Genomic DNA, 19,696 nt, shown 5'->3' with positions numbered 1-19,696 from the left:
ATAAAGAATAGTATTTAAGATGACCATATCCCCCCATAATCGCTATATCATCAGTTCCCTTGTTACTGGGGTGTTTTTTTCATGCTTACTTATTACAGGCTCGAGTTATAAGTTTGCTGCTGTCCCACTGCTATTGGTGGCCTTGTTTTCGTTACCATGGACCCTACGTCATAAAGCTAGCCCACAAATAAAGGCTGCGACCTGCGCGCTACTGGGTTATTTCTTGGTTACGGGGCTCTCGCTCGTCGTTCATGGTGGTGATTTAGGGCAGCTAGATATGCCCACTCGTGTCATTTTCGCCGCGATAATCATGCGCTTTGTGAGCATGACACCGCCTTCTATTAAGGCCATTTTTTACGCTGTTTGTATTGGGGCAAGCATCGCTGGAGTCCTCGCAATCCATCATTATATGACCATTGGCGGCCGAGCATTTTTCGGGAATGGCTATATGGTGATTCAAGCGGGAGGCATCGCCTCATCACTTGCTCTATTGTCCACCGTCGCACTCATTTATGCGAAGCATGTACAAGACCGCGTATTGATTATCACCGCTACCGTAAGTATCACATTGGGACTAGCAGCGACTTTGCTTTCGGGCGCGCGCGGGGGCTGGGTCTTACTTCCTTTCATCCTGGCTGGTCTGCTATACACATACAGAAGTTATTTCTCTTTGCGATCTAAAACCATCGCTATCGTTTCAGCGATGGCCGTCATTGCCTTATCTTATCCAACGATTGAGCCTAGAATCAGCGCTATGGTTTCAGACATTCAGGATTACCAAAACAACGATTCAAGAACCTCTTCCGGCTATCGTTTAGAAATGTGGAAGTCTGCCGTATATTCCGCAATAGACAAACCGATATTAGGTCAAGGCTTTAATGGCGTAAAAGAAGCTCAACAAGAGCAAATAGAGAAAGGGTTAGTGGACAAAAGTGTTTTAAATTTCAAACGTGCTCATAACCAGTTTTTTGAAGAGCTTCAAACAAAAGGCCTCGTTGGACTCGCAATCATGCTTAGCTTCTTTGGGGTACCACTTTACCTACTGTGGAAGAAAGTCCAATCCTCAACGGCGAGAGACGACCAATACTTTATTGCGGTAGCTGGCATAGTCCATATCACCTCGGTAATTGGTTTTAGCTTAACTCAGCACTACCTAGCGCACCATTCCGGTATTATTTTTTACTCGATAGGCACAGCCATATTCTTCGCTGCCGCTTATTCAACAACCGACAATTCAGAGGCTAAGCCATCATGAAAATTCTCATCATTGGGCCATCATGGGTCGGCGATATGGTGATGTCTCAATCACTGTACACAACGTTAAAGCAGCAATATCCAGAGGCGATCATCGATGTGATCGCGCCCAACTGGTGTAAGCCTATCTTGCAACGCATGCCTGAGATAAACCAAGCCATTGATATGCCTATCGGCCATGGTGAATTTAATTTACTTGGTCGCCGTGCTATTGGTAAAACATTGCGAGAGACGCAGTATGATCAAGCCTTCATCTGCCCTAACTCGGCAAAGTCTGCACTCATTCCTTGGTTTGCCAATATTCCGAAACGAACGAGTTGGAAGGGAGAGATGCGTTACGGATTACTCAACGATATTCGTACCAATAAAAAGTCATTCCAATATATGGTCGAGCGCTATGTGGCTTTAGCGCACCCAAAAGACAGCATGCTTGATTCTCGCTCACTGGGTGGGCTAGAAAACTTGCCAAGACCAGCACTCACGATCAACCACCAAGAACAACTCGCAACGGCTCAAAAATTCGAACTGACGCTCAGCGATGACACCATTGGCCTTTGCCCGGGCGCAGAATTTGGTCCTGCAAAAAAATGGCCTGAGGCTCACTATGCTGAAGTGGCGACAGCAATGAGCAAGCTGAACAAGCAAGTTTGGCTATTTGGTTCGCAAAAAGATCTCGACACTTGTAATAACATTAAGAAGCTAGTACCCGAAGAGCTGCGCCACAACATTCACGTATTAGCCGGTCAAACAAGCTTGATTGAAGCGGTTGATTTGCTTGGAGCTTGCCAAACCGTCGTCGCCAATGACTCAGGTTTAATGCATGTGGCAGCCGCTGTTGGCTGTAATGTGGTGGCGGTATATGGATCCACATCTCCAAAATACACACCTCCTTTAGCGGAGAAAGTCGCTATCGTACATACCGATATTGATTGCCGACCTTGCTTCAAAAGAGAGTGCGAATTTAAGCACTTAAAATGCTTAACCGAGTTATCTGCCAAGAGCGTACTTGAGCAAATTCAAAAGCTTGAGGCGATCACGGTGAGTTCATGCTAATTCGCTTTGTCTATACCCTATTATTGACGCTTGCCGCGCCACTTTTGCTACTTGGGTTATACAAAAGCAAACCAAACAAACCCAAGTTCGGCCCGCGCTGGAAAGAGCATTTTGGCGTCACACCTCCATTAAAATCCGGTCTAAGCCCGATCTGGATTCATGCTGTCTCTGTGGGGGAAAGCATTGCTGCTATCCCATTAATCAAAGCCTTAAAAGAACACGATCCCAATCAGGCTATTTTGGTGACAACCACAACCAGCACCGGAGCAGAACAAATAGCTAAACTCGGCGATCTCGTTGAGCACCGCTACATGCCTATTGATTTTACTTTTGCCGTTAAAGCCTTTCTCAAGGTCATACAGCCAAGACAAATGCTGATCATAGAAACAGAACTTTGGCCGAACACACTCCATTGCGTTAATAAATTCAACATCCCAATCACCGTTGTCAATGCTCGATTATCGGAAAAGTCATACCTAAATTACTCGAAAATAAAACCATTATTTACCGAAATCAGTGCAAATATTGACACTATCTTGTGCCAAACCAAGCAAGATAGTGATCGCTTTCAGCGTTTAGGGGTCCCCCCAGAAAAGCTAGCGATTACCGGCTCGATGAAGTTTGATATTCATATTGATGACGATATCAAAGAGAAAGGCGCACACCTGCGAGCGATAATTGGCCACAATAAACCGGTTTGGATCGCTGCGAGTACTCATAGCGGTGAGGATGAAATCATTCTCTCCGCCCATAAAACGATTCTAGAGTCGCAAGAAAATGCGCTCCTGATCCTAGTCCCTCGCCATCCAGAGAGGTTTGAAGCCGTTTATCAACTCGCACAAAATGAAAACTTTCATGTTATACGACGCTCTAAACCTGAGAACAAAATAACGCCGGAAACAAACGTGTATTTAGGCGATACAATGGGGGATATGCTCCTGTTGCTTAGTGCTTCAGATATCTGTTTCATGGGGGGGAGTTTAATCGGAGATAAAGTTGGGGGGCATAACTTACTTGAGCCGACAGCGGTTGGAATCCCTTCATTGATTGGGCCAAGCTATTTTAATTTCCAGGAAATCACTCACACCCTAGTCGATGAAAAAATCACCTCCATCATTAATAATGACAACGAAATAGTTGATACGATACTCAATTATTGGCGATTAGATTCTAATACAACCAAAGAGACCGCCCTTAATTTTATAAAGAGTAATTGTGGTGCTGTGGCTTGCACCCTTAAACATACCATAGGTAAATAATGGATATCACACGCCAAGTCCAATTGCATCAAGTTAAGATCATGAAACAGCTCATTACTCTTTTTGACAAAGAAGGGCTGACCTATTTTGCCATTGGTGGTACTGCATTAGGAGCCGTTAGACACCAAGGTTTTATACCATGGGATGATGATATCGATATTGGTATGCCGCGGGAAGACTACGAAAAGTTCCTGACGATGCAAGATAAACTTCCCGACACTCTTTTTATTCAAAATCATAATACTGAGCAAGAGTACTCGCTATACATCAGTAAAGTGAGGGACACTAATACACTTTTTGTCGAAGACCGTATGAGTGATTTTAATATTAACCACGGTATCTTCATTGATATTTTTCCATGGGATGAGGTCACTGTAGACCTCGTATCGCAAAAATCGACCATCGATACACTGGCTCGTAAGTTTCGCCGCTGCTTACTAACAGCAGAAAAGAAGAGCGCTTCTAAACTGGTCAAGCTAATGTTTTACAAGCTTATCTATGGGCTGAAATCATCAAGCTCTCAATTTGAGGAGCTTGATAAAGCGCATAAGCTACACAATGGTAAAAACACGGGCCTGTTGGGCAATGCCCCATTCAAAGACGCCATAGATTTGGATGACCTCTACCCTCTTAAGCAGCTTCCTTTTGAAGATATAACGATCGCGTGCCCTAACAACATTGAAAAATATCTCCAAGACAAATACGGCGATTATATGCAACTTCCCAAAGAAGAAGATAGAATTTGTCACAATCCCGTTGAAGTACGTTTTAATCTAAAGGGTGAAGTTAACCATGTCTAAACGAATTATCACATTTGGAACATTTGATGTTTTTCATGTTGGCCATGTCAATATACTGGAACGATGCGCCAGTTTAGGAGATACATTAATTGTCGGTGTATCAAGCGACGCATTAAACTTTTCTAAAAAAAGTCGTAATCCAATCTATGACCAAGAAAGCAGAGTGAAAATCATTCAATCGCTAAAATTTGTAGACGAAATTTTCGTCGAGCATTCACTAGAAAAAAAACGTGAATATATTGAGTTTTTCAAAGCCGACATATTAGCGATGGGAGATGACTGGAAAGGTAAGTTTGACGAGTTCAATGATATATGCGAAGTCGTCTATTTTCCTAGAACGCCTTCAATTTCAACAACTGAGATCATAGAGATCACTAAGCAAATTTAGCTTTCTAGCCAGTGCCAATGGGATTCTTCCCAATGTATATTGCGCTTCGTTCGCTCCTTCTCAAAGGAACGCTTTAGCCTTTGCCAATTGCCTTGCTTCCAGTTGTCACCTTGCTGCTGGAAGCACTTGTCAAAATCAATGATCCAGATATTGTCGTTATCATCAACAAGAATATTGTGGATATTGAGATCGGTATGGTTAACTTGTGCCGCATGCATTTTATGAATCTCAGAACCAATCTTTTGATACATAGCCTTAGAGAGCGGACGCTCCATCAGAATCGCGACTAAGTCTCTTGCATTCGGTATTTTTTCACTCAGCAAATCCGCTTTGTAGCTCAGACCACTTTTCATAACCCGCGCAGCAATGGGCCTAGGAACATTCACGCCTGAACGCTTCAACAGCTTCAGCAACTCAAACTCTTGATAGCTTCGAGTTTTTTTATCCCCGGTGTAGATGTAGCTGTCTTTAATCAACTGACCAAACAGGCCACCACGACGGTAATGACGCAATGCCGCCTGCATCGACTCAAGTTCAATAAACCAAGTGGTGCCGCGCCCCGTCGCACTGCCTATGATTCTATTTTTCTGCTGCCAATATTCAGCGTCAAAGGCACATTTTGCCTGCTGTTGTGATATTAACGACTCTTCAAACCAAATGACTTGATTGTCGAAGTTAAGCGTTTGCATCCTATCCACCTACCTAATTGCTTAGTTTTATTTTACATTCCTCGAGCCCAACTGCATAATTCTTATTAATCACTTTGATAGAGTTCATCGCATGCCCTTGTTCGAATCAGCCCCTACGTCACTTTGTATTTTAAGACTTTCCGCGATTGGTGATGTGTGCAATACCATAGCTACAGTGCAAGCCATACAACGGCAGTGGCCAGAAACTCGCATAACTTGGATCACAGGTAAACTCGAAGCTCAACTGCTCGAAGCCATTGATGATATTGAGGTGATTGTTTTTGATAAGAAAGGTGGCGTTGAAGGCTATAAAGCCTTGTGGAAACAGCTTAAAGGCCGAGAATTTGATGCCCTGCTCCACATGCAATATGCGATTCGAGCGAGCGTGGCCACATTAGGCATTAAAGCAAAATATAAACTCGGCTTCTCTGCTGATCGTAGTCAAGATTTTCAGACGGTGTTCACCAATATCAAGGTTCCTTCACCAAGCTCTCTTCATGTCGCCGATGGTTTAATGGCGTTCGCTCATCGAATTGGCGTACCTCAATCTGAATTAACCTGGTCTTTATCTTATTCAGATAGCGATCACGCTTGGGCGAAACCACACATTAACCCTAACAAACCCAATCTACTATTGGTGCCAGGTGCTAGCAAAGCCTACAAAAATTGGAATGCCGAAGGTTATGTCGAGGTTATAGAACACGCTCGACACCAAGGTTGGCATGTCATCCTAGCAGGGAGTCCTGCCAAGGTGGAAGTTGATCTAGCTGAGCGTATCCAGGCGTTACTCACGGATCCTTGCTTGAACTTGGTTGGCAGTAGCTCGATCATGCAAATGCTGGCGCTAATCGATCAGGTTGACATGGTCATCGCCCCGGATACAGGACCCGCTCACATGGCAAGCGCAATGCAAACGCCAACCATCGGCTTATACGCTCACCATAATCCTGTCCGCGTTGGTCCCTACCACTATTTGAAGTATGCGGTTTCTGTGTATGAGGACGTCATTCTTGCCGAAACGGGTAAAACGAGCCAACAACTGAGCTGGCGAACACGAGCAAAAGGTGAAAAAGCGATGGACCGGATTTCAAGCGACAGTGTCATCAACATGTTTGACCAAGTTGTAGAAGATTTATACCCGCAGTACCAGTAAGCTTTACTTTTAGTCATCTTTATTTTAGAACCTTGCTTAAAAAGGAAACTACCTTGTCTAAACCCACTTTAGCCGTTGCTTTAATCGTAAAAAATGAAGAGAAGCACCTTCAGACTTGTCTAGAAACCGTCAAAGGTTGGGTCGATGAGATTGTCCTTCTTGATTCAGGCAGTACCGACCGCACTGAAGAGATCGCAAGGCAGTTTACCGACAAGTTCTATAGCAACTTGGAGTGGCCGGGGTTTGGTAAGCAACGTCAGCTTGCTCAGCAATACGTTGAATCCGATTATGTGCTTTGGCTCGATGCCGATGAGCAAGTGACGCCAGAGCTTAAAACCAACATTCTAAAAGCCGTTGAGCGTGATGAACCAAACACACTATACAAAATAAACCGTTTAAGTGCGGCATTTGGAAAGTTTATCTACCACTCAGGGTGGTCTCCTGATTGGATCGTTCGCCTTTATCGAACAAATGATACCCATTACAACGACGCTTTAGTTCATGAGAAAGTGGAAGATAAAGGTTTCAAGATCAAGAAACTTGAGGGACGCTTGCACCATTACACTTACGAACATATGCATCATTACATCAACAAAACCACGGGTTACCTGAAGGCTTGGACCGATGAACGCGAAGGGAAAAAGAAGTCTGGGTTAAGCACAGCAATTCTCCATGCACTCGCTAGTTTTCTGAAGATGTACGTCCTTAAACGGGGCTTTCTAGACGGTAAGCATGGCTTCATTCTGGCGTGGCTGAGCATGCATTCTACATTCGTTAAATACGTCGATTTATACTTACGTGAGCAGGCAAAAAAACAATGAAAACGACTTTGATTATTACCACTTATAACTGGAAAGACGCCTTAAACTCCGTGTTACAAAGTGTAAAGCGCCAGACGGTTTTGCCTGATGAAGTTATTGTGGCAGATGATGGGTCTCGAGAAGACACTAAAGCGATGATTGACCAACTGCGCAAAGACTTTCCGGTCCCCCTAAAGCACAGTTGGCATGAAGACAACGGCTTTCAATTATCCATGAGCCGAAATCGAGCCATTGCTAAGGCGTCAGGGGATTACCTGATCATGATTGATGGCGACATGGTGCTATCTCAAACATTTATAGAGTCCCACAAACGTGTGGCCAAACCCAATTGGTTTGTTCAAGGTGGGCGAGTATTGACTGACGCAGCATGCAGCCGAGAGATCATGGAGAATGGATTGATCCCGTCTGTTTTTAGCAAGGGCATTCGTAATCGTAAGAACTGCATTACCAACTCGCTACTGTCTAAATGGTTCTCCTATGAGCGTAATAATGACAAGGCCACTCGTGGCTGTAACATGGCCTTTTGGAAGCAAGATGTCGTTGCTGTGAACGGTTTCAACCAAGACTTTGTCGGCTGGGGCAGAGAAGACAGTGAGTTTGTTCATCGAATGCTAAACTCAGGATACTCTCGTCTGTACCTGAAGTTTTCCGGTGTCGGTTATCACCTTTACCACAATGAGAACTCTCGAGGCTCTTTACCTGAGAATGACGCGATTCTTGAAAAGACCATAAACAAAAAGCTGACTCGCTGCGACAATGGCATTAATCAATTTACAGGTAAAAACCGTGACTAAAAAAGTTATCTACCCTGGCACTTTCGATCCCATTACCAATGGGCACCTTGATTTAATCAAACGCGCTGCAAGCCTATTCGATCATATCGTTATCGGGGTTGCTGAAAGCCCGTCAAAAAAAACCATGTTTACGCTAGAAGAGAGAGTCGCACTCACTCAAAAAGCCGTCTCTGAATTGAGCAATGTTACCGTCAGTGGTTTTAGTGGGTTATTAGTCGATTTTGCAAAAGCGCAGCAAGCCAGTATTTTAATTCGCGGGTTAAGAACCACCGTTGACTTCGAGTATGAATTCGGACTTACGAACATGTATCGTAAGTTAATGCCTGAGCTAGAAAGCTTATTTTTAACGCCTTCAGAAGAGTATGCTTTTTTGTCTTCCACCATAGTTAGGGAAGTTGCGATTCATGGTGGAGATATCACTAATTTTGTCCCATTGACTGTATCCCGTGCGATAGCAGAGAAGCTTGGCCATGAAAAAGCTTAACTATTACCTATCCAGTTTATTATGGCGTTTAACGCCCTCGTTCATTCTAAGGGAAGTCACGAAATCAAAGTTAAAATGCTCCCAGAAACACAGCAAAAAAGCTCCCAATCAAGATGAGTGGAACTACATCCAAGAGCGAGTCAGTTACTACAATAAGCTGATGCAAGCATTTACTCCTGATGTCCGTTCGCACTTTTCAAGCGTCAGAGGTTTTAAGAAGACTGGCGGATCTGCTTATTATTTTGATTTACTCAAAGTGATTAAAGGGTTTTCACCTTCTCTAACATTCAATTACATCAACGGGGATGTCGTTGATGTACCTTGTACCCCCAGCTTTTTAAAAAGCCGTCCAATCGAAGGCGATAATCAAAACTCCGTATTACTCAAATTAAATGCTGTTCGACACTACCTTTTTGTCGATGACAACATTCCATACGCCGAAAAAAAAGACCATATCGTGTGGCGAGGCACTGGATTTCGCCCCAACCGTCGAACTCTGCTCGAAACGCTATTTGATCATCCCCGCTGCAATATCGGCCGAATTGATAGCCAAGATAGAGATCAACTGCACTATATTCTGCCGAAAATGAGCATTGAAGAGCAGTTACAATATAAATTTATTCTTAGCTTAGAAGGGAAGGATGTAGCAACCAACTTGAAATGGATCATGTCTTCCAACTCGTTGTGTTTTACTCCCAAACTCAAATACGAAACATGGTTTATGGAAGGGAAACTCAAAGCTGGTATCCATTTCGTTGAGGTTAAGGATGATTTCTCTGACCTTATCCAGAAAATGGACTACTACCTAGAACATCCTGATCAAGCACAAGCGATCATCAATAACGCCAACCAGTGGGTAGAGCAATTTAAAGACCCTAAGCGAGAGAGGCTAATCTCACTTTTGGTCGCAAAAAAGTACTTTGAGAAATCTGGGCAAATGTAACTTTGTCCTTTGCCTGCTCCAAAATAATTGATCCGATTGTAGCTACCAGCCCACCGACCTAATATCGTAAAAATTGGAACATATGCTCAATTTTTATACTTGACACTCTTCGCAAAAAAACGTGTTTCGCTGCCCTATTTTGAGCTCTTGAATCAGGGTGTCACAATGAGGGCATTTTTCACCAGCCTTACCGTACACTTGCAGTTCTTGAGCGAAGTATCCTGGCTTGCCATCGGCTTGCGCGAAGTCTTTGAGCGTGGTACCGCCTTGCTTGATGGCAGTGGCAAGTACTTGTTTGATTTCTTCGGTCAACAAGTTCCACTCTGTTTGGGTGACCTTGTTAGCCGGACGCTGCGGATGAATACGGGAAGCAAATAGCGCTTCATTGGCATAGATGTTCCCAACCCCGACCACCACCTTGTTGTCCATGATGAACTGCTTAACGGCGACTTTACGTTTTGCGGCTTTGCCTGCGATATATTCAGCGCTGAAATCATCGGTCAGCGGCTCTGGGCCCGATCCCAGTAGTACTGGATGCGTTGTATCAGGTGCTGACCACAGCCATGCTCCAAAGCGACGTGGGTCGTTATAACGTAATACCTTACCATTGGTGAGTTTTAGATCCACATGATCGTGCTTAGCTGCTGGGAAGTCAGCATCTAACACGCGCAGTGAGCCCGACATTCCAAGGTGCACAATGGCAGTGCCAGTATCGGTTTCAATCAATAGGTACTTGGCGCGGCGTGCAATAGAGCGAATCACTTGCCCTTCTAATGCTTTAAGCTCTTGTGGGATAGCCCAACGCAGCTTAGGCGTGCGAAAAGTAAGGGTTTGAATGGTCTCGCCGACTAAATGAGGCGAGATCCCCATGCGACTGACTTCAACTTCAGGTAATTCAGGCATAATCTAGTCGTCCGATTTAGATGAGTGGTTAGCGTTAAAGCTTGGAAATAGATAGCTCTCTTCAATAGACACTGCCAGCCACTGATCATTCCAGTTTTTAAGTAACCAAAACTCAGGCAGTCGGTAATAGGTAATACGCTGGGGTTCTTCTTGGTCTTGGTACCACACCTCAATCGTGTGCGGAGTATTGAGTCTAGGTGTCAGATCTGTATAGGTCTGAGCGTCGACTTCCGTGCCCACAAGCTCTTTCCAACGCTGTGATAGCTTTTTTGCACTGGTATCTTGTACGCTGGTTCCTTGTGTACTGGTCACTTGTGTATTAACGACTTGTGTACTGGGCACTGGTGTATTAGAGACTGGTGTACTGGCGACTTGAGAGGAGTCGGCACCTTTAAACTGGTAAACCCATTGATTGTCTTGTTGAATGATAGACCCGCTAGCAAAGTGCAACGCTTGAAGCTCGGCTGCTGGATTCAGGAGGTAGGGATAAGGGCTATCAACCTGAGGCTCAGGTTCGATAAGGTACGCTTTGATCAATGTTGGAAGGTTTAACACGCCAATAAAAGCGATCACGCTTAACATCAAGATGTTGTTCCAGCGGCGTCCACGATATCTCATCCGATCCTACTCATCTAACCTATTGAGTAATCAGTATATCGTGAAAGTGGCCATACTTTCTATGCTGCTCATTTTTCTACCTAAACAATAGAGTTACTCAAATTTTAGATATAAAAAAACCCAGCGATTAAGCTGGGTTTTTCAATTCTGTCTTCTACTGAAGAACAGCCAAAAAAGCATCAATTACTTGATTTTCGCTTCTTTGTACATAACGTGTTGGCGAACTACAGGATCAAACTTTTTGATCTCAAATTTGCCAGGCATGTTACGCTTGTTCTTGTCAGTTGTGTAGAAGTGACCAGTACCTGCAGAAGATACTAGACGAATTTTCTCACGAATGCCTTTAGCCATTGCTTAATTCCTCTTAAACGTTTTCGCCGCGTGCACGGATATCAACAAGAACAGCATCGATGCCTTTCTTATCAATAATACGCATGCCTTTAGCAGTTAGACGTAGTTTAACAAAACGTTTTTCGCTCTCTACCCAGAAACGATGAGTTTGTAGGTTCGGCAGAAAACGGCGCTTAGTAGCATTGCGTGCGTGTGAACGGTTGTTACCCGTTACTGGACGCTTACCAGTTACTTGGCATACTCGGGACATGAATGTCTTCTCCAATCGTTTCAGCTCGATATCAACCTTGTGGCCGAACCTCTCTATCAGTAAAAAATAGAAGGTAAAAACCGTTATGGAAAATCCATACAAGGCTATCAAAGGTCGCGCATTATACTAACTTGACACGCATTGCTCAAGACCCGAACAGATCCTTTTTACGGATTTCGTGATCTTTTTTTGTGCAGCGCAGCTTGCTTGAGTAATCAGAGCTGATTTTAGGTCTAAAAATGTGGGCGGAATGATAGCAGATTTAACGCAACTAACAACCTAAAATGTGATTCAAATCCATCCGCGCTCCGCAAAAGAGACAACTTCGCCATCTCCAACCACAAAATGGTCGAGAACTCGGATATCCACCAGCGCTAATGCATCGCTTAATCGGCGGGTGATCCGCCTATCCGCTTGGCTCGGCTCTGCGACACCTGAAGGGTGGTTATGCGCTAAGATTAATGCCGCCGCATTATGATGAAGTGCCCGTTTAACGACTTCTCTCGGATAAACCGATGCGGCATCAAGAGTGCCTTCAAACATCACTTCATCTTTGATGACCCGATTTTGGTTATCGAGGAACAGTATATAGAAGGCTTCTCGCTGGCGATCACGCAACATACTCGATAGATAGAGCTTGGTATGGCTTGGGCTGGTTAGCGCATCCCCACGCGACAGAGTCTCCGCAAGGTAGCGCTGCGTCATCTCTAATACGGCCTGCAGTTGCACATACTTCGCCTGCCCCATGCCTTTATGTACACAGAACTCAGCCTCGGTCGCAGAAAAAAGATGACGCAGCGAGCCAAACTCTTTGAGCAACTTGTCAGATAGCTCTAGAACATTCATTCCTTGTGTGCCCGTTCGAAGGAATATCGCGAGCAACTCTGCATCCGTCAAAGAATCCGGGCCTCTATTAAGTAACTTTTCTCTCGGCATAGATTCAGCCGGTATTTTACTTATAGGCATATAACGCTAATTCGTTAGTCAAAAACACAACGTATCAGCTTAATGAGCTTATTAAGAGAGATCCTTTGATAAAGGCAAAAGGCAGCGAGTCGCTAACAAAAACATGTAATTGATAAGTTTGATAACGCCAACTTGATGAGCGTCAAATATGGTCTCACTCTGCTTCTAGGCACTCATCCTTTGTTCTGATATCGTAAGTCGCAGAAAAATTAAGGAACAGAATCATGCAAACACAGGTTAATCAACAGAGCAGCGCTGACCAACAAGGCTTAGTTGGAAAAAAAACCTTAGCAGGGAAAAAAATTCTTCTTGGCATTAGCGGCGGTATCGCGGCGTACAAATGTGCCGAGCTGACTCGACGCTTAATTGAGCGAGGCGCGCAGGTACAAGTCGTGATGACGAATGCTGCCAAGGAGTTCATCACTCCGCTCACCATGCAAGCCGTCTCTGGCAGGCCGGTGTCTGATAGTTTGCTTGATCCTGCGGCTGAGGCTTCAATGGGTCACATTGAGCTAGCCAAGTGGGCAGACTTAGTATTATTAGCGCCTGCAACCGCTGACCTTATCGCTCGTATGACTGCGGGTATGGGTAACGATCTCCTGACCACCTTAGTGTTGGCAACCGATGCGCCAGTTGCGGTATCTCCGGCCATGAACCAACAAATGTATAGCCACCCGGCGACTCAAGAGAATATCGCGACACTAAAACGTCGTGGCTGTGAAATTTGGGGCCCTGCAGCTGGTGAGCAAGCGTGTGGTGATGTCGGTATGGGCCGCATGTTAGAGCCGATGCAGCTGGTACACCGTTGTGAAGACTTCTTCCAGCCTAAGCCGCTTGCTGCCCGCTCTATGTTAATCACCGCAGGCCCAACTCGTGAAGCCATCGATCCTGTGCGTTACATTACTAACCACAGTTCCGGCAAAATGGGCTATGCGTTGGCGGAAGCGGCGGCTAAACAAGGCGCGAGTGTGACATTAGTCAGTGGCCCAGTATCACTCCCTACGCCAAACAAGGTGACTCGCATTGATGTCGACAGTGCACAACAGATGTTTGATGCGGTGACCGCAAACGCGGCTCAACACGACATTTTCATCAGCTGCGCTGCGGTTGCCGATTACCGCCCTGAGACCATTGCAGACCAGAAGCTTAAAAAAGTGGATGGTAAAGATGACATGACCATTAAAATGGTTAAGAACCCAGACATTGTCGCTTCTGTTGCCTCAATGACCGAAGGTCGTCCATTCACCGTCGGCTTTGCTGCCGAAACTCAAGATGTTGAGAAGTACGCGCGCGGCAAATTGGAAAGAAAAAATCTCGACATGATCTGCGCTAATGATGTGTCTGTCGAAGGCCAAGGCTTCAATAGCAGTAGCAATGAGCTGCACCTTTATTGGAAAGGCGGCGATAAATCACTACCACTGGATAGCAAAGGCGCGCTCGGTTTTCAGATCCTCGATCAGATCCAACAGCTTATTGATGCATAAACACGCAAATTTGCTCTGACAATCTGCTGACACCTCTCGATTCTGTTGACCTAGGGCTTACAGAACTAGGAACAGAATTGAATGGTGTTTATAATCCTTCTTCACTCAATCCTCATATTTAGGAAAGGAAGTAAATAGATGGCTGGTACCCGAAAATCAAACCGTCGTGAAGAAATCCTGCAGGCGCTCGCACAAATGTTGGAATCGACCGAAGGGGCTTCTCGTATCACAACGGTAAAGTTGGCTAAGCAAGTCGGGGTATCTGAAGCCGCGTTATACCGCCACTTCCCAAGTAAAGCGCGTATGTTTGAAGGCTTAATCGAGTTTATTGAGGACGCCTTGATGTCTCGAATCAACCGCATTCTCGACGAAGAGAAAGACACGCTAGAGCGCATACGCTTAGTCATGCAGCTTATTTTGGTCTTTTCTGAGCGCAACCCTGGATTAACTCGTATTTTGTCAGGTCATGCCCTAATGTTTGAGAATGAGCGCCTGCGTGAACGCATCAATCAGCTTTTCGAACGCATAGAGACGCAACTTCGCCAGATCCTGCGTGAAAGAAAACTGCGTGAAGGCAAATCATTCCCGGTTGATGAAAGGATCTTAGCCGCACAGCTGCTCGGCCAGGTTGAAGGCAGCCTGAATCGATTCGTTCGTTCGGACTTCAAATATCAACCGACAGAAAATTTTGATGCTTATTGGGCACTGCTCAGCGCTCAGATTAAGTAGCAATCAAATCTTAAGTGATGGTTATGACGACAACATCTTCAGCAAGCAGCACAACGCAACACGTTATTACTAAACCGCCTTTTACTCTGGCGTTACTCCATCCCAAGTATTGGGGGGTGTGGTTCGGCTTTGGGTTGCTGGCGCTTATCGTTAACGTTTTGCCTTACCGAATCTTATTATTGCTCGGGCGCTCATTAGGCTCGTTAGGCGCTCGCTTTGGCAAAAAGCGCGTGGCTGTTGCCAGCCGTAACTTGGAACTCGCCTTCCCAGACATGCCTGCTGATGAAGTGGCTGCCATGGTCAGTGAGAACTTTAAGAATACCGGGATGGCGCTGATTGAAACTGGCATTACCTGGTTTTGGCCAACATGGCGCTTCAAGCGCATCCTAATCGATAAAGATATCCAAGCTCTACGCACTCACAAAGCCAACGGCAAAGGCATTCTGCTGTGCTGTGTGCATGCGCTAAACTTAGAGATCACCGCGCGAGCAATGGCCGTGCTTGGCGTTTCGGGCTTAGGTGTTTATCGCCCACACAACAACCAAGCGTATGAGTTCATTCAATACCGTGGCCGAACTCAAAATGGCAATCGCCTGATTCACCGTAAAGATGTGAAGCGTATGATCCGCATATTGCGTCAGGGAGAAGCCCTTTTCTATTTGCCGGATCATGATTACGGTCGTAACAAATCGGTATTTGTGCCTTTCTTTGCCGTACCAGATGCGTGTACAACCACCGGAACCAGTCTGCTGGCTTACACCAGTCGATGTGCCATTGTTCCGGGCTCTGGCTTTAGAAATGCCGATGGTAAATATGAGATCATGGCCGATGAGTCAATCGAAGAAAACTATCCGCAGAAAGATGAGAAAGCCGCTGCTGCCTACATGAACCGCTACGTTGAGAAAATCATTTTAAGAGCACCAGAACAGTGGATGTGGCTACACAAACGCTTTAAGACTATGGAAGACCCAGAAGTGGAGCGCGGCATTCGTTATAAATAGAGTCGCCACTACAAGTAAAGACTTCTGAACCAAAAGAAAAGGGGCTGATGAATCATCAGCCCCTTGTGCATTCTATAGTCTAATTACGAGTAGTATTAGATTCCGTATTGAGCGCGGTACGCTTTTACTGCGTCTAGATGTGCTGCGTCTGTACCTTTCTCTTCTAGGAAAGTCACCAGATCAGTCAGGCTCACGATAGAGATAATCGCACAACCGAAGTCACGCTCTACTTCTTGAATCGCAGACAGCTCGCCTTTGCCTTTCTCTTGACGGTCAATCGCAACCAGAACGCCCGCTAAGTCTGCGCCGTTTGCTTGGATGATTTCCATCGACTCACGAATAGCGGTACCCGCAGTGATCACGTCGTCCACTAGCATGATACGGCCTTCAAGAGCGCTACCAACTAGGTTGCCACCTTCACCGTGGTCTTTCGCTTCTTTACGGTTAAAGCAGTAAGGCGTGTCCACATCGTGGTGATCGGCCAGTGCTACAGCTGTTGTCGTCGCGATTGGGATACCTTTGTATGCAGGGCCAAATAGTACATCGAATTCAATACCTGAATCAGCCAATGCCGCTGCGTAGAAGCGACCTAAACGCGCTAGGTCACGACCTGTATTAAACAATCCAGCATTGAAGAAGTAAGGGCTCTTACGGCCAGACTTTAAAGTAAACTCACCAAATTTAAGTACTTCTTTCTCTAGTGCAAATTCAATAAATTCACGTTGATATGCTTTCATGCTCATCCTCTAAATTAATTTACTTTCCAATTCCTAACTTTCGATCACTTCGAAAGCTAACGATGATGTATTTTCTAAATAGATAGCTCTAACACAGGTGTAGAGTTATCTATGACGAAAATAAAAAAATAGCCCCCAAATGGGAGCTATTAAAAACTATTCTGCTAACGCTGACTTCTGCGCTTCAACAATATCGGCAATACCCTTATTTGCAAGGGCTAGAAGCTGCATCAGCTCTTCGTGGCTGAACGGTTCGCCTTCTGCGGTGCCTTGGATCTCGATCATCTTACCGTCTTCCGTCATTACAACGTTCATATCGGTATCGGCTGCTGAGTCTTCAACGTACTCAAGATCACACAGTGCTTGTGCACCAACGATGCCCACTGATACTGCCGCGACGTGGCCTTTCATTGGGTTCTTTTTCAGTTTACCGCTCGCGAGTAAGCTGTTGATCGCATCCGCCATGGCAACGCTTGCACCTGAGATAGAAGCCGTACGAGTACCGCCATCTGCTTGAATAACATCACAATCAACCGTGATCATGATTTCACCCATGACTTTTAGGTCAACGACAGCACGTAGGCTTCGCGCGATCAGACGTTGGATTTCCATCGTACGACCACCCTGCTTACCGCTCGCTGCTTCACGACGGTTACGCGTGTGCGTTGCACGTGGCAACATGCCATATTCAGCAGTTACCCAACCCTTTCCTTGGCCTTTTAACCAACGCGGTACGTTTTCTTCTACCGTCGCATTACATAGAACTTTAGTGTTGCCGAACTCAACTAATACCGAACCTTCAGCATAAGCTGTGTAGTTACGAGTGATTTTAATTGGACGAATTTGATCTACAGCGCGGTCATTTGGACGCATTGGTATCTACCTTATTAACAGTCTGAAGTGATTAACTATCGAAAGAGTGCATCACCTAAGAAAGGGGTGAGACAGTTTTGATTGGGGCAAGATTATATAGCAGTTTATCGTGCAAATCTATTTGCCATTCAAATCTGTTGACCATTCAAAGCGCCTTCTTTGAAAGGACAAACTATCGTCAAAGGCGATTGTCGTAAAAAGCGATGGGCTTCGGGTGCACTCCGTAACGTGATACTATGCGTGCGCGTTATTTTCAGAATGATAAAAGACAGGAAAATTCGATGATTTATAGTATGACCGCGTACGCGCGCAAAGAAGTTAAAGGCGATTGGGGCACAGCTGTATGGGAAATCCGCAGTGTAAACCAACGTTACCTAGAAACGTACTTCCGTATGCCAGAGCAGTTCCGTGGTTTAGAGCCAATCCTGCGTGAGCGTTTTCGTAAGCGTCTAGCGCGCGGTAAGGTGGAATGTAACCTACGTTTTGAAGCAAACCCTGCTGCAAAAGGCGAACTGAGCATCAACGAAGGTTTGGCTCAGCAAGTGATCAACGCGGCTAACCAAGTGATGACGATGACTGGCGAAAAGAGCCGTTTGAACCCATTCCAAGTGATGAACTGGCCTGGCGTGATGGAAACACCGGAGCAAGACATGGATGCCATCAACAAAGACCTACTGGAAGCGTTCAACGATGCCATCGCAGAGTTCATTGAGGCGCGTGCAAGTGAAGGCGAAAACATGAAGGCGCTCATCGTACAGCGTTTAAATGCGATTACTGACGAAGTCGTGAAAGTGCGTGCACGCATGCCTGAGATCCTAGAGTGGCAACGTGAGCGTCTACTGAACAAATTTGAAGATGCGAAAATTGAACTGGAAGGTTCTCGTGTTGAGCAAGAGCTTATCCTGCTAGCACAAAAATCAGACGTCGCAGAAGAGCTAGACCGCCTAGACTCTCATGTGAAAGAAGCCAATGCAGTACTGAAGAAAGGTGGCGCTTGTGGCCGTAAACTAGACTTCATGATGCAAGAATTCAACCGTGAGTCAAACACGCTAGCGTCTAAGTCTATCAGCACCGACATCACCGCATCAGGCGTAGAGCTTAAGGTGCTGATCGAACAGATGCGTGAGCAGATCCAGAATATTGAATAATGGTTATAACTGTATTAACCCGCATTCAAACAATTAAAATACAACAACTTAAACTGTAAAACTTTCCATTACCGTATTATTTAATACGCCATTAACCACCACTAACTGGTGGTTAATGCGGTGGGTATGATAGACTTACCACAAAGGTAAGTGGTGGGTAAAACAATATCCACCAAGATCATGCACTATTAGAGGTGGGTTATGGCTAAGTTGTCAGTTAAGAAAGTAGAAGCGCTCATTAAGGCTGGTGGTGAGAAAACACAACGCCATGCTGATGGTGAGGGCTTATACCTAGTGGTTCCAGCGTCCGGCACCGCAAGTTGGATGTTACGTTTTACCTCCAATAAAAAGCGCCGTGAAATGACGCTTGGTAAGGTTAAAGATCTCTCCTTATCAAATGCCCGCCTCGAAGCCGCAACTAAAATGAAGCAAGTCCGTGAAGGCTTTGATCCCCTCTTACAACGCAAGCGTGCCGAACAAGAAAGCATTAAAACCGTTAATGACTTATTTGAAGATTGGTACCCAACCTTAGTTAAACGTCTTAAACACCCTAATATCCCCAAACGTGTTTACACCAAAGATATCGCCCCACACATCGGTGACATCCCTCTCGATAGAATTACTGCCCGTGATATTCGCACTGCAATCACAGCGATTAATGATTCCGGCCGCCCGACCATCGCCAATGACGCACTAGGACACTGTAAGCAGCTTTTTAACCACGGAATGAAGTTGGACCTTCTGCAAGGTAACCCAGCCTCTGCATTTACCGTGAGAGACGCTGGCGGCATAGAGAAAAGTAAAGATCGCTGTAAGCGTCTTTAAATCGACTCATTCAATCCTTTCAATAAACGTCGTAACCTTTAACTTTGATCGTTAAAGGTACTCGAAAATGTCTCAGCATAGATCTCAACAAGAATGGCTACGCCTTGTGCAGAAGTATTACAATAGTGAGCAGTCTGCCGCTCAGTTTTGTTTAGAGCACAATCTTCATCCAA

General features: G+C 45.3%; 22 protein-coding genes and 1 pseudogene. 15 read left to right on the top strand and 8 right to left on the bottom strand.

All coding sequences use genetic code 11. The features are described 5' to 3' along the window. The first annotated feature begins 19 nt into the window (after window positions 1-19). From Q1A70_RS00655 to Q1A70_RS00635, 5 genes are read left to right on the top strand one after another with little or no spacing between them, the layout of a single operon-like run. Window positions 20-1,255, top strand: coding sequence for an O-antigen ligase (locus Q1A70_RS00655; RefSeq protein ID WP_299696375.1), 1,236 nt, complete (start codon window positions 20-22; stop codon window positions 1,253-1,255). Next, the gene (gene waaF, locus Q1A70_RS00650; RefSeq protein ID WP_299685884.1) at window positions 1,252-2,307 is read left to right on the top strand and encodes a lipopolysaccharide heptosyltransferase II; all 1,056 of its coding nucleotides are present in this window, start codon (window positions 1,252-1,254) and stop codon (window positions 2,305-2,307) included. Before Q1A70_RS00655 ends, waaF begins: the two co-directional genes overlap by 4 nt. Next, window positions 2,301-3,566 carry a lipid IV(A) 3-deoxy-D-manno-octulosonic acid transferase gene (waaA, locus tag Q1A70_RS00645; protein WP_299685881.1) on the top strand — a complete coding sequence of 422 codons (1,266 nt, stop codon included), beginning with the start codon at window positions 2,301-2,303 and terminating at the stop codon, window positions 3,564-3,566. Before waaF ends, waaA begins: the two co-directional genes overlap by 7 nt. Continuing rightward, on the top strand, window positions 3,566-4,366 hold the full coding sequence (locus tag Q1A70_RS00640; protein WP_299685878.1) for a LicD family protein: 801 nt from the start codon (window positions 3,566-3,568) through the stop codon (window positions 4,364-4,366). The genes waaA and Q1A70_RS00640 overlap by 1 nt, the downstream gene beginning before the upstream one ends. After that, window positions 4,359-4,754: an adenylyltransferase/cytidyltransferase family protein gene (locus Q1A70_RS00635; RefSeq protein ID WP_299685875.1), complete on the top strand. Its 396-nt coding sequence runs from the start codon at window positions 4,359-4,361 to the stop codon at window positions 4,752-4,754. The genes Q1A70_RS00640 and Q1A70_RS00635 overlap by 8 nt, the downstream gene beginning before the upstream one ends. Here Q1A70_RS00635 and Q1A70_RS00630 read toward each other — a convergent pair. Next, entirely contained in the window at window positions 4,751-5,443 is a 693-nt protein-coding gene (locus tag Q1A70_RS00630) for a 3-deoxy-D-manno-octulosonic acid kinase (protein ID WP_299685872.1), read from the bottom strand. The genes Q1A70_RS00635 and Q1A70_RS00630 overlap by 4 nt on opposite strands. 97 nt (window positions 5,444-5,540) lie before the next feature. Between Q1A70_RS00630 and Q1A70_RS00625 the strand changes: the two genes are divergently transcribed. The 5 genes from Q1A70_RS00625 to Q1A70_RS00605 are packed head-to-tail and all read left to right on the top strand — an operon-like array spanning window position 5,541 to window position 9,638. Continuing rightward, the gene (locus Q1A70_RS00625; protein ID WP_299686081.1) at window positions 5,541-6,596 is read left to right on the top strand and encodes a glycosyltransferase family 9 protein; all 1,056 of its coding nucleotides are present in this window, start codon (window positions 5,541-5,543) and stop codon (window positions 6,594-6,596) included. Window positions 6,597-6,649: 53 nt separating this feature from the next. Continuing rightward, window positions 6,650-7,417 (top strand): glycosyltransferase family 2 protein, encoded by a 768-nt coding sequence (locus Q1A70_RS00620; RefSeq protein WP_299685869.1) that lies wholly within the window; start codon window positions 6,650-6,652, stop codon window positions 7,415-7,417. Further along, window positions 7,414-8,211, top strand: a complete 798-nt coding sequence (locus Q1A70_RS00615) for a glycosyltransferase family 2 protein (RefSeq protein ID WP_299685866.1) — start codon at window positions 7,414-7,416, stop codon at window positions 8,209-8,211. The genes Q1A70_RS00620 and Q1A70_RS00615 overlap by 4 nt, the downstream gene beginning before the upstream one ends. Then, a complete protein-coding gene (gene coaD, locus Q1A70_RS00610; protein WP_299685863.1) occupies window positions 8,204-8,695 on the top strand; it encodes a pantetheine-phosphate adenylyltransferase in 492 nt (163 codons plus the stop codon). The genes Q1A70_RS00615 and coaD overlap by 8 nt, the downstream gene beginning before the upstream one ends. Next, entirely contained in the window at window positions 8,682-9,638 is a 957-nt protein-coding gene (locus Q1A70_RS00605) for a glycosyl transferase family 90 (RefSeq protein ID WP_299685860.1), read from the top strand. The genes coaD and Q1A70_RS00605 overlap by 14 nt, the downstream gene beginning before the upstream one ends. A 93-nt stretch (window positions 9,639-9,731) precedes the next feature. Here Q1A70_RS00605 and mutM read toward each other — a convergent pair whose 3' ends face one another. The 5 genes from mutM to radC form a co-directional block, all read right to left on the bottom strand. Further along, on the bottom strand, window positions 9,732-10,541 hold the full coding sequence (mutM, locus tag Q1A70_RS00600) for a bifunctional DNA-formamidopyrimidine glycosylase/DNA-(apurinic or apyrimidinic site) lyase (RefSeq protein WP_299685857.1): 810 nt from the start codon (window positions 10,539-10,541) through the stop codon (window positions 9,732-9,734). Window positions 10,542-10,544: 3 nt separating this feature from the next. Continuing rightward, the gene (locus Q1A70_RS00595; RefSeq protein WP_299685854.1) at window positions 10,545-11,159 is read right to left on the bottom strand and encodes a hypothetical protein; all 615 of its coding nucleotides are present in this window, start codon (window positions 11,157-11,159) and stop codon (window positions 10,545-10,547) included. Window positions 11,160-11,342: 183 nt separating this feature from the next. Next, the gene (rpmG, locus tag Q1A70_RS00590; protein WP_002535344.1) at window positions 11,343-11,510 is read right to left on the bottom strand and encodes a 50S ribosomal protein L33; all 168 of its coding nucleotides are present in this window, start codon (window positions 11,508-11,510) and stop codon (window positions 11,343-11,345) included. 13 nt (window positions 11,511-11,523) lie between these two features. Further along, entirely contained in the window at window positions 11,524-11,760 is a 237-nt protein-coding gene (rpmB, locus tag Q1A70_RS00585; protein WP_004728407.1) for a 50S ribosomal protein L28, read from the bottom strand. Between the two features lie 291 nt (window positions 11,761-12,051). After that, window positions 12,052-12,726: a DNA repair protein RadC gene (radC, locus tag Q1A70_RS00580; RefSeq protein WP_299685849.1), complete on the bottom strand. Its 675-nt coding sequence runs from the start codon at window positions 12,724-12,726 to the stop codon at window positions 12,052-12,054. Between the two features lie 224 nt (window positions 12,727-12,950). Here radC and coaBC point away from each other — a divergent pair, with 224 nt between their 5' ends. From coaBC to lpxL, 3 genes are all read left to right on the top strand, one after another. Further along, window positions 12,951-14,210, top strand: coding sequence for a bifunctional phosphopantothenoylcysteine decarboxylase/phosphopantothenate--cysteine ligase CoaBC (gene coaBC / locus Q1A70_RS00575; protein WP_299685846.1), 1,260 nt, complete (start codon window positions 12,951-12,953; stop codon window positions 14,208-14,210). Between the two features lie 138 nt (window positions 14,211-14,348). Continuing rightward, a complete protein-coding gene (gene slmA, locus Q1A70_RS00570) occupies window positions 14,349-14,939 on the top strand; it encodes a nucleoid occlusion factor SlmA (protein ID WP_299685843.1) in 591 nt (196 codons plus the stop codon). Window positions 14,940-14,956: 17 nt separating this feature from the next. Beyond that, window positions 14,957-15,940, top strand: coding sequence for an LpxL/LpxP family Kdo(2)-lipid IV(A) lauroyl/palmitoleoyl acyltransferase (gene lpxL, locus Q1A70_RS00565; protein WP_299686078.1), 984 nt, complete (start codon window positions 14,957-14,959; stop codon window positions 15,938-15,940). A 95-nt stretch (window positions 15,941-16,035) separates the two neighbouring features. On the opposite strand, the gene pyrE is transcribed toward lpxL, so the two are convergent. Next, window positions 16,036-16,677 carry an orotate phosphoribosyltransferase gene (pyrE, locus tag Q1A70_RS00560; protein ID WP_026084102.1) on the bottom strand — a complete coding sequence of 214 codons (642 nt, stop codon included), beginning with the start codon at window positions 16,675-16,677 and terminating at the stop codon, window positions 16,036-16,038. A gap of 156 nt (window positions 16,678-16,833) precedes the next feature. After that, the gene (rph, locus tag Q1A70_RS00555; protein WP_019826449.1) at window positions 16,834-17,550 is read right to left on the bottom strand and encodes a ribonuclease PH; all 717 of its coding nucleotides are present in this window, start codon (window positions 17,548-17,550) and stop codon (window positions 16,834-16,836) included. A 281-nt stretch (window positions 17,551-17,831) separates the two neighbouring features. On the opposite strand from rph, the gene Q1A70_RS00550 reads away from it, so the two are divergent. Together Q1A70_RS00550 and Q1A70_RS00545 are read left to right on the top strand one after the other, a co-directional pair. Next, window positions 17,832-18,698 (top strand): YicC/YloC family endoribonuclease, encoded by an 867-nt coding sequence (locus Q1A70_RS00550; RefSeq protein WP_299685830.1) that lies wholly within the window; start codon window positions 17,832-17,834, stop codon window positions 18,696-18,698. Window positions 18,699-18,899: 201 nt separating this feature from the next. Next, window positions 18,900-19,508, top strand: a pseudogene (locus tag Q1A70_RS00545) (Arm DNA-binding domain-containing protein); the annotation flags it as partial. Between the last annotated feature and the right edge of the window lie 188 nt (window positions 19,509-19,696).

Origin of the sequence: uncultured Vibrio sp. (genome assembly GCF_947488985.1) — a bacterium.
Lineage (GTDB): Bacteria > Pseudomonadota > Gammaproteobacteria > Enterobacterales > Vibrionaceae > Vibrio.
The sequence above is the reverse complement of the archived record's forward strand: the minus strand, read 5'-3'. Positions and strand labels throughout refer to the sequence as shown.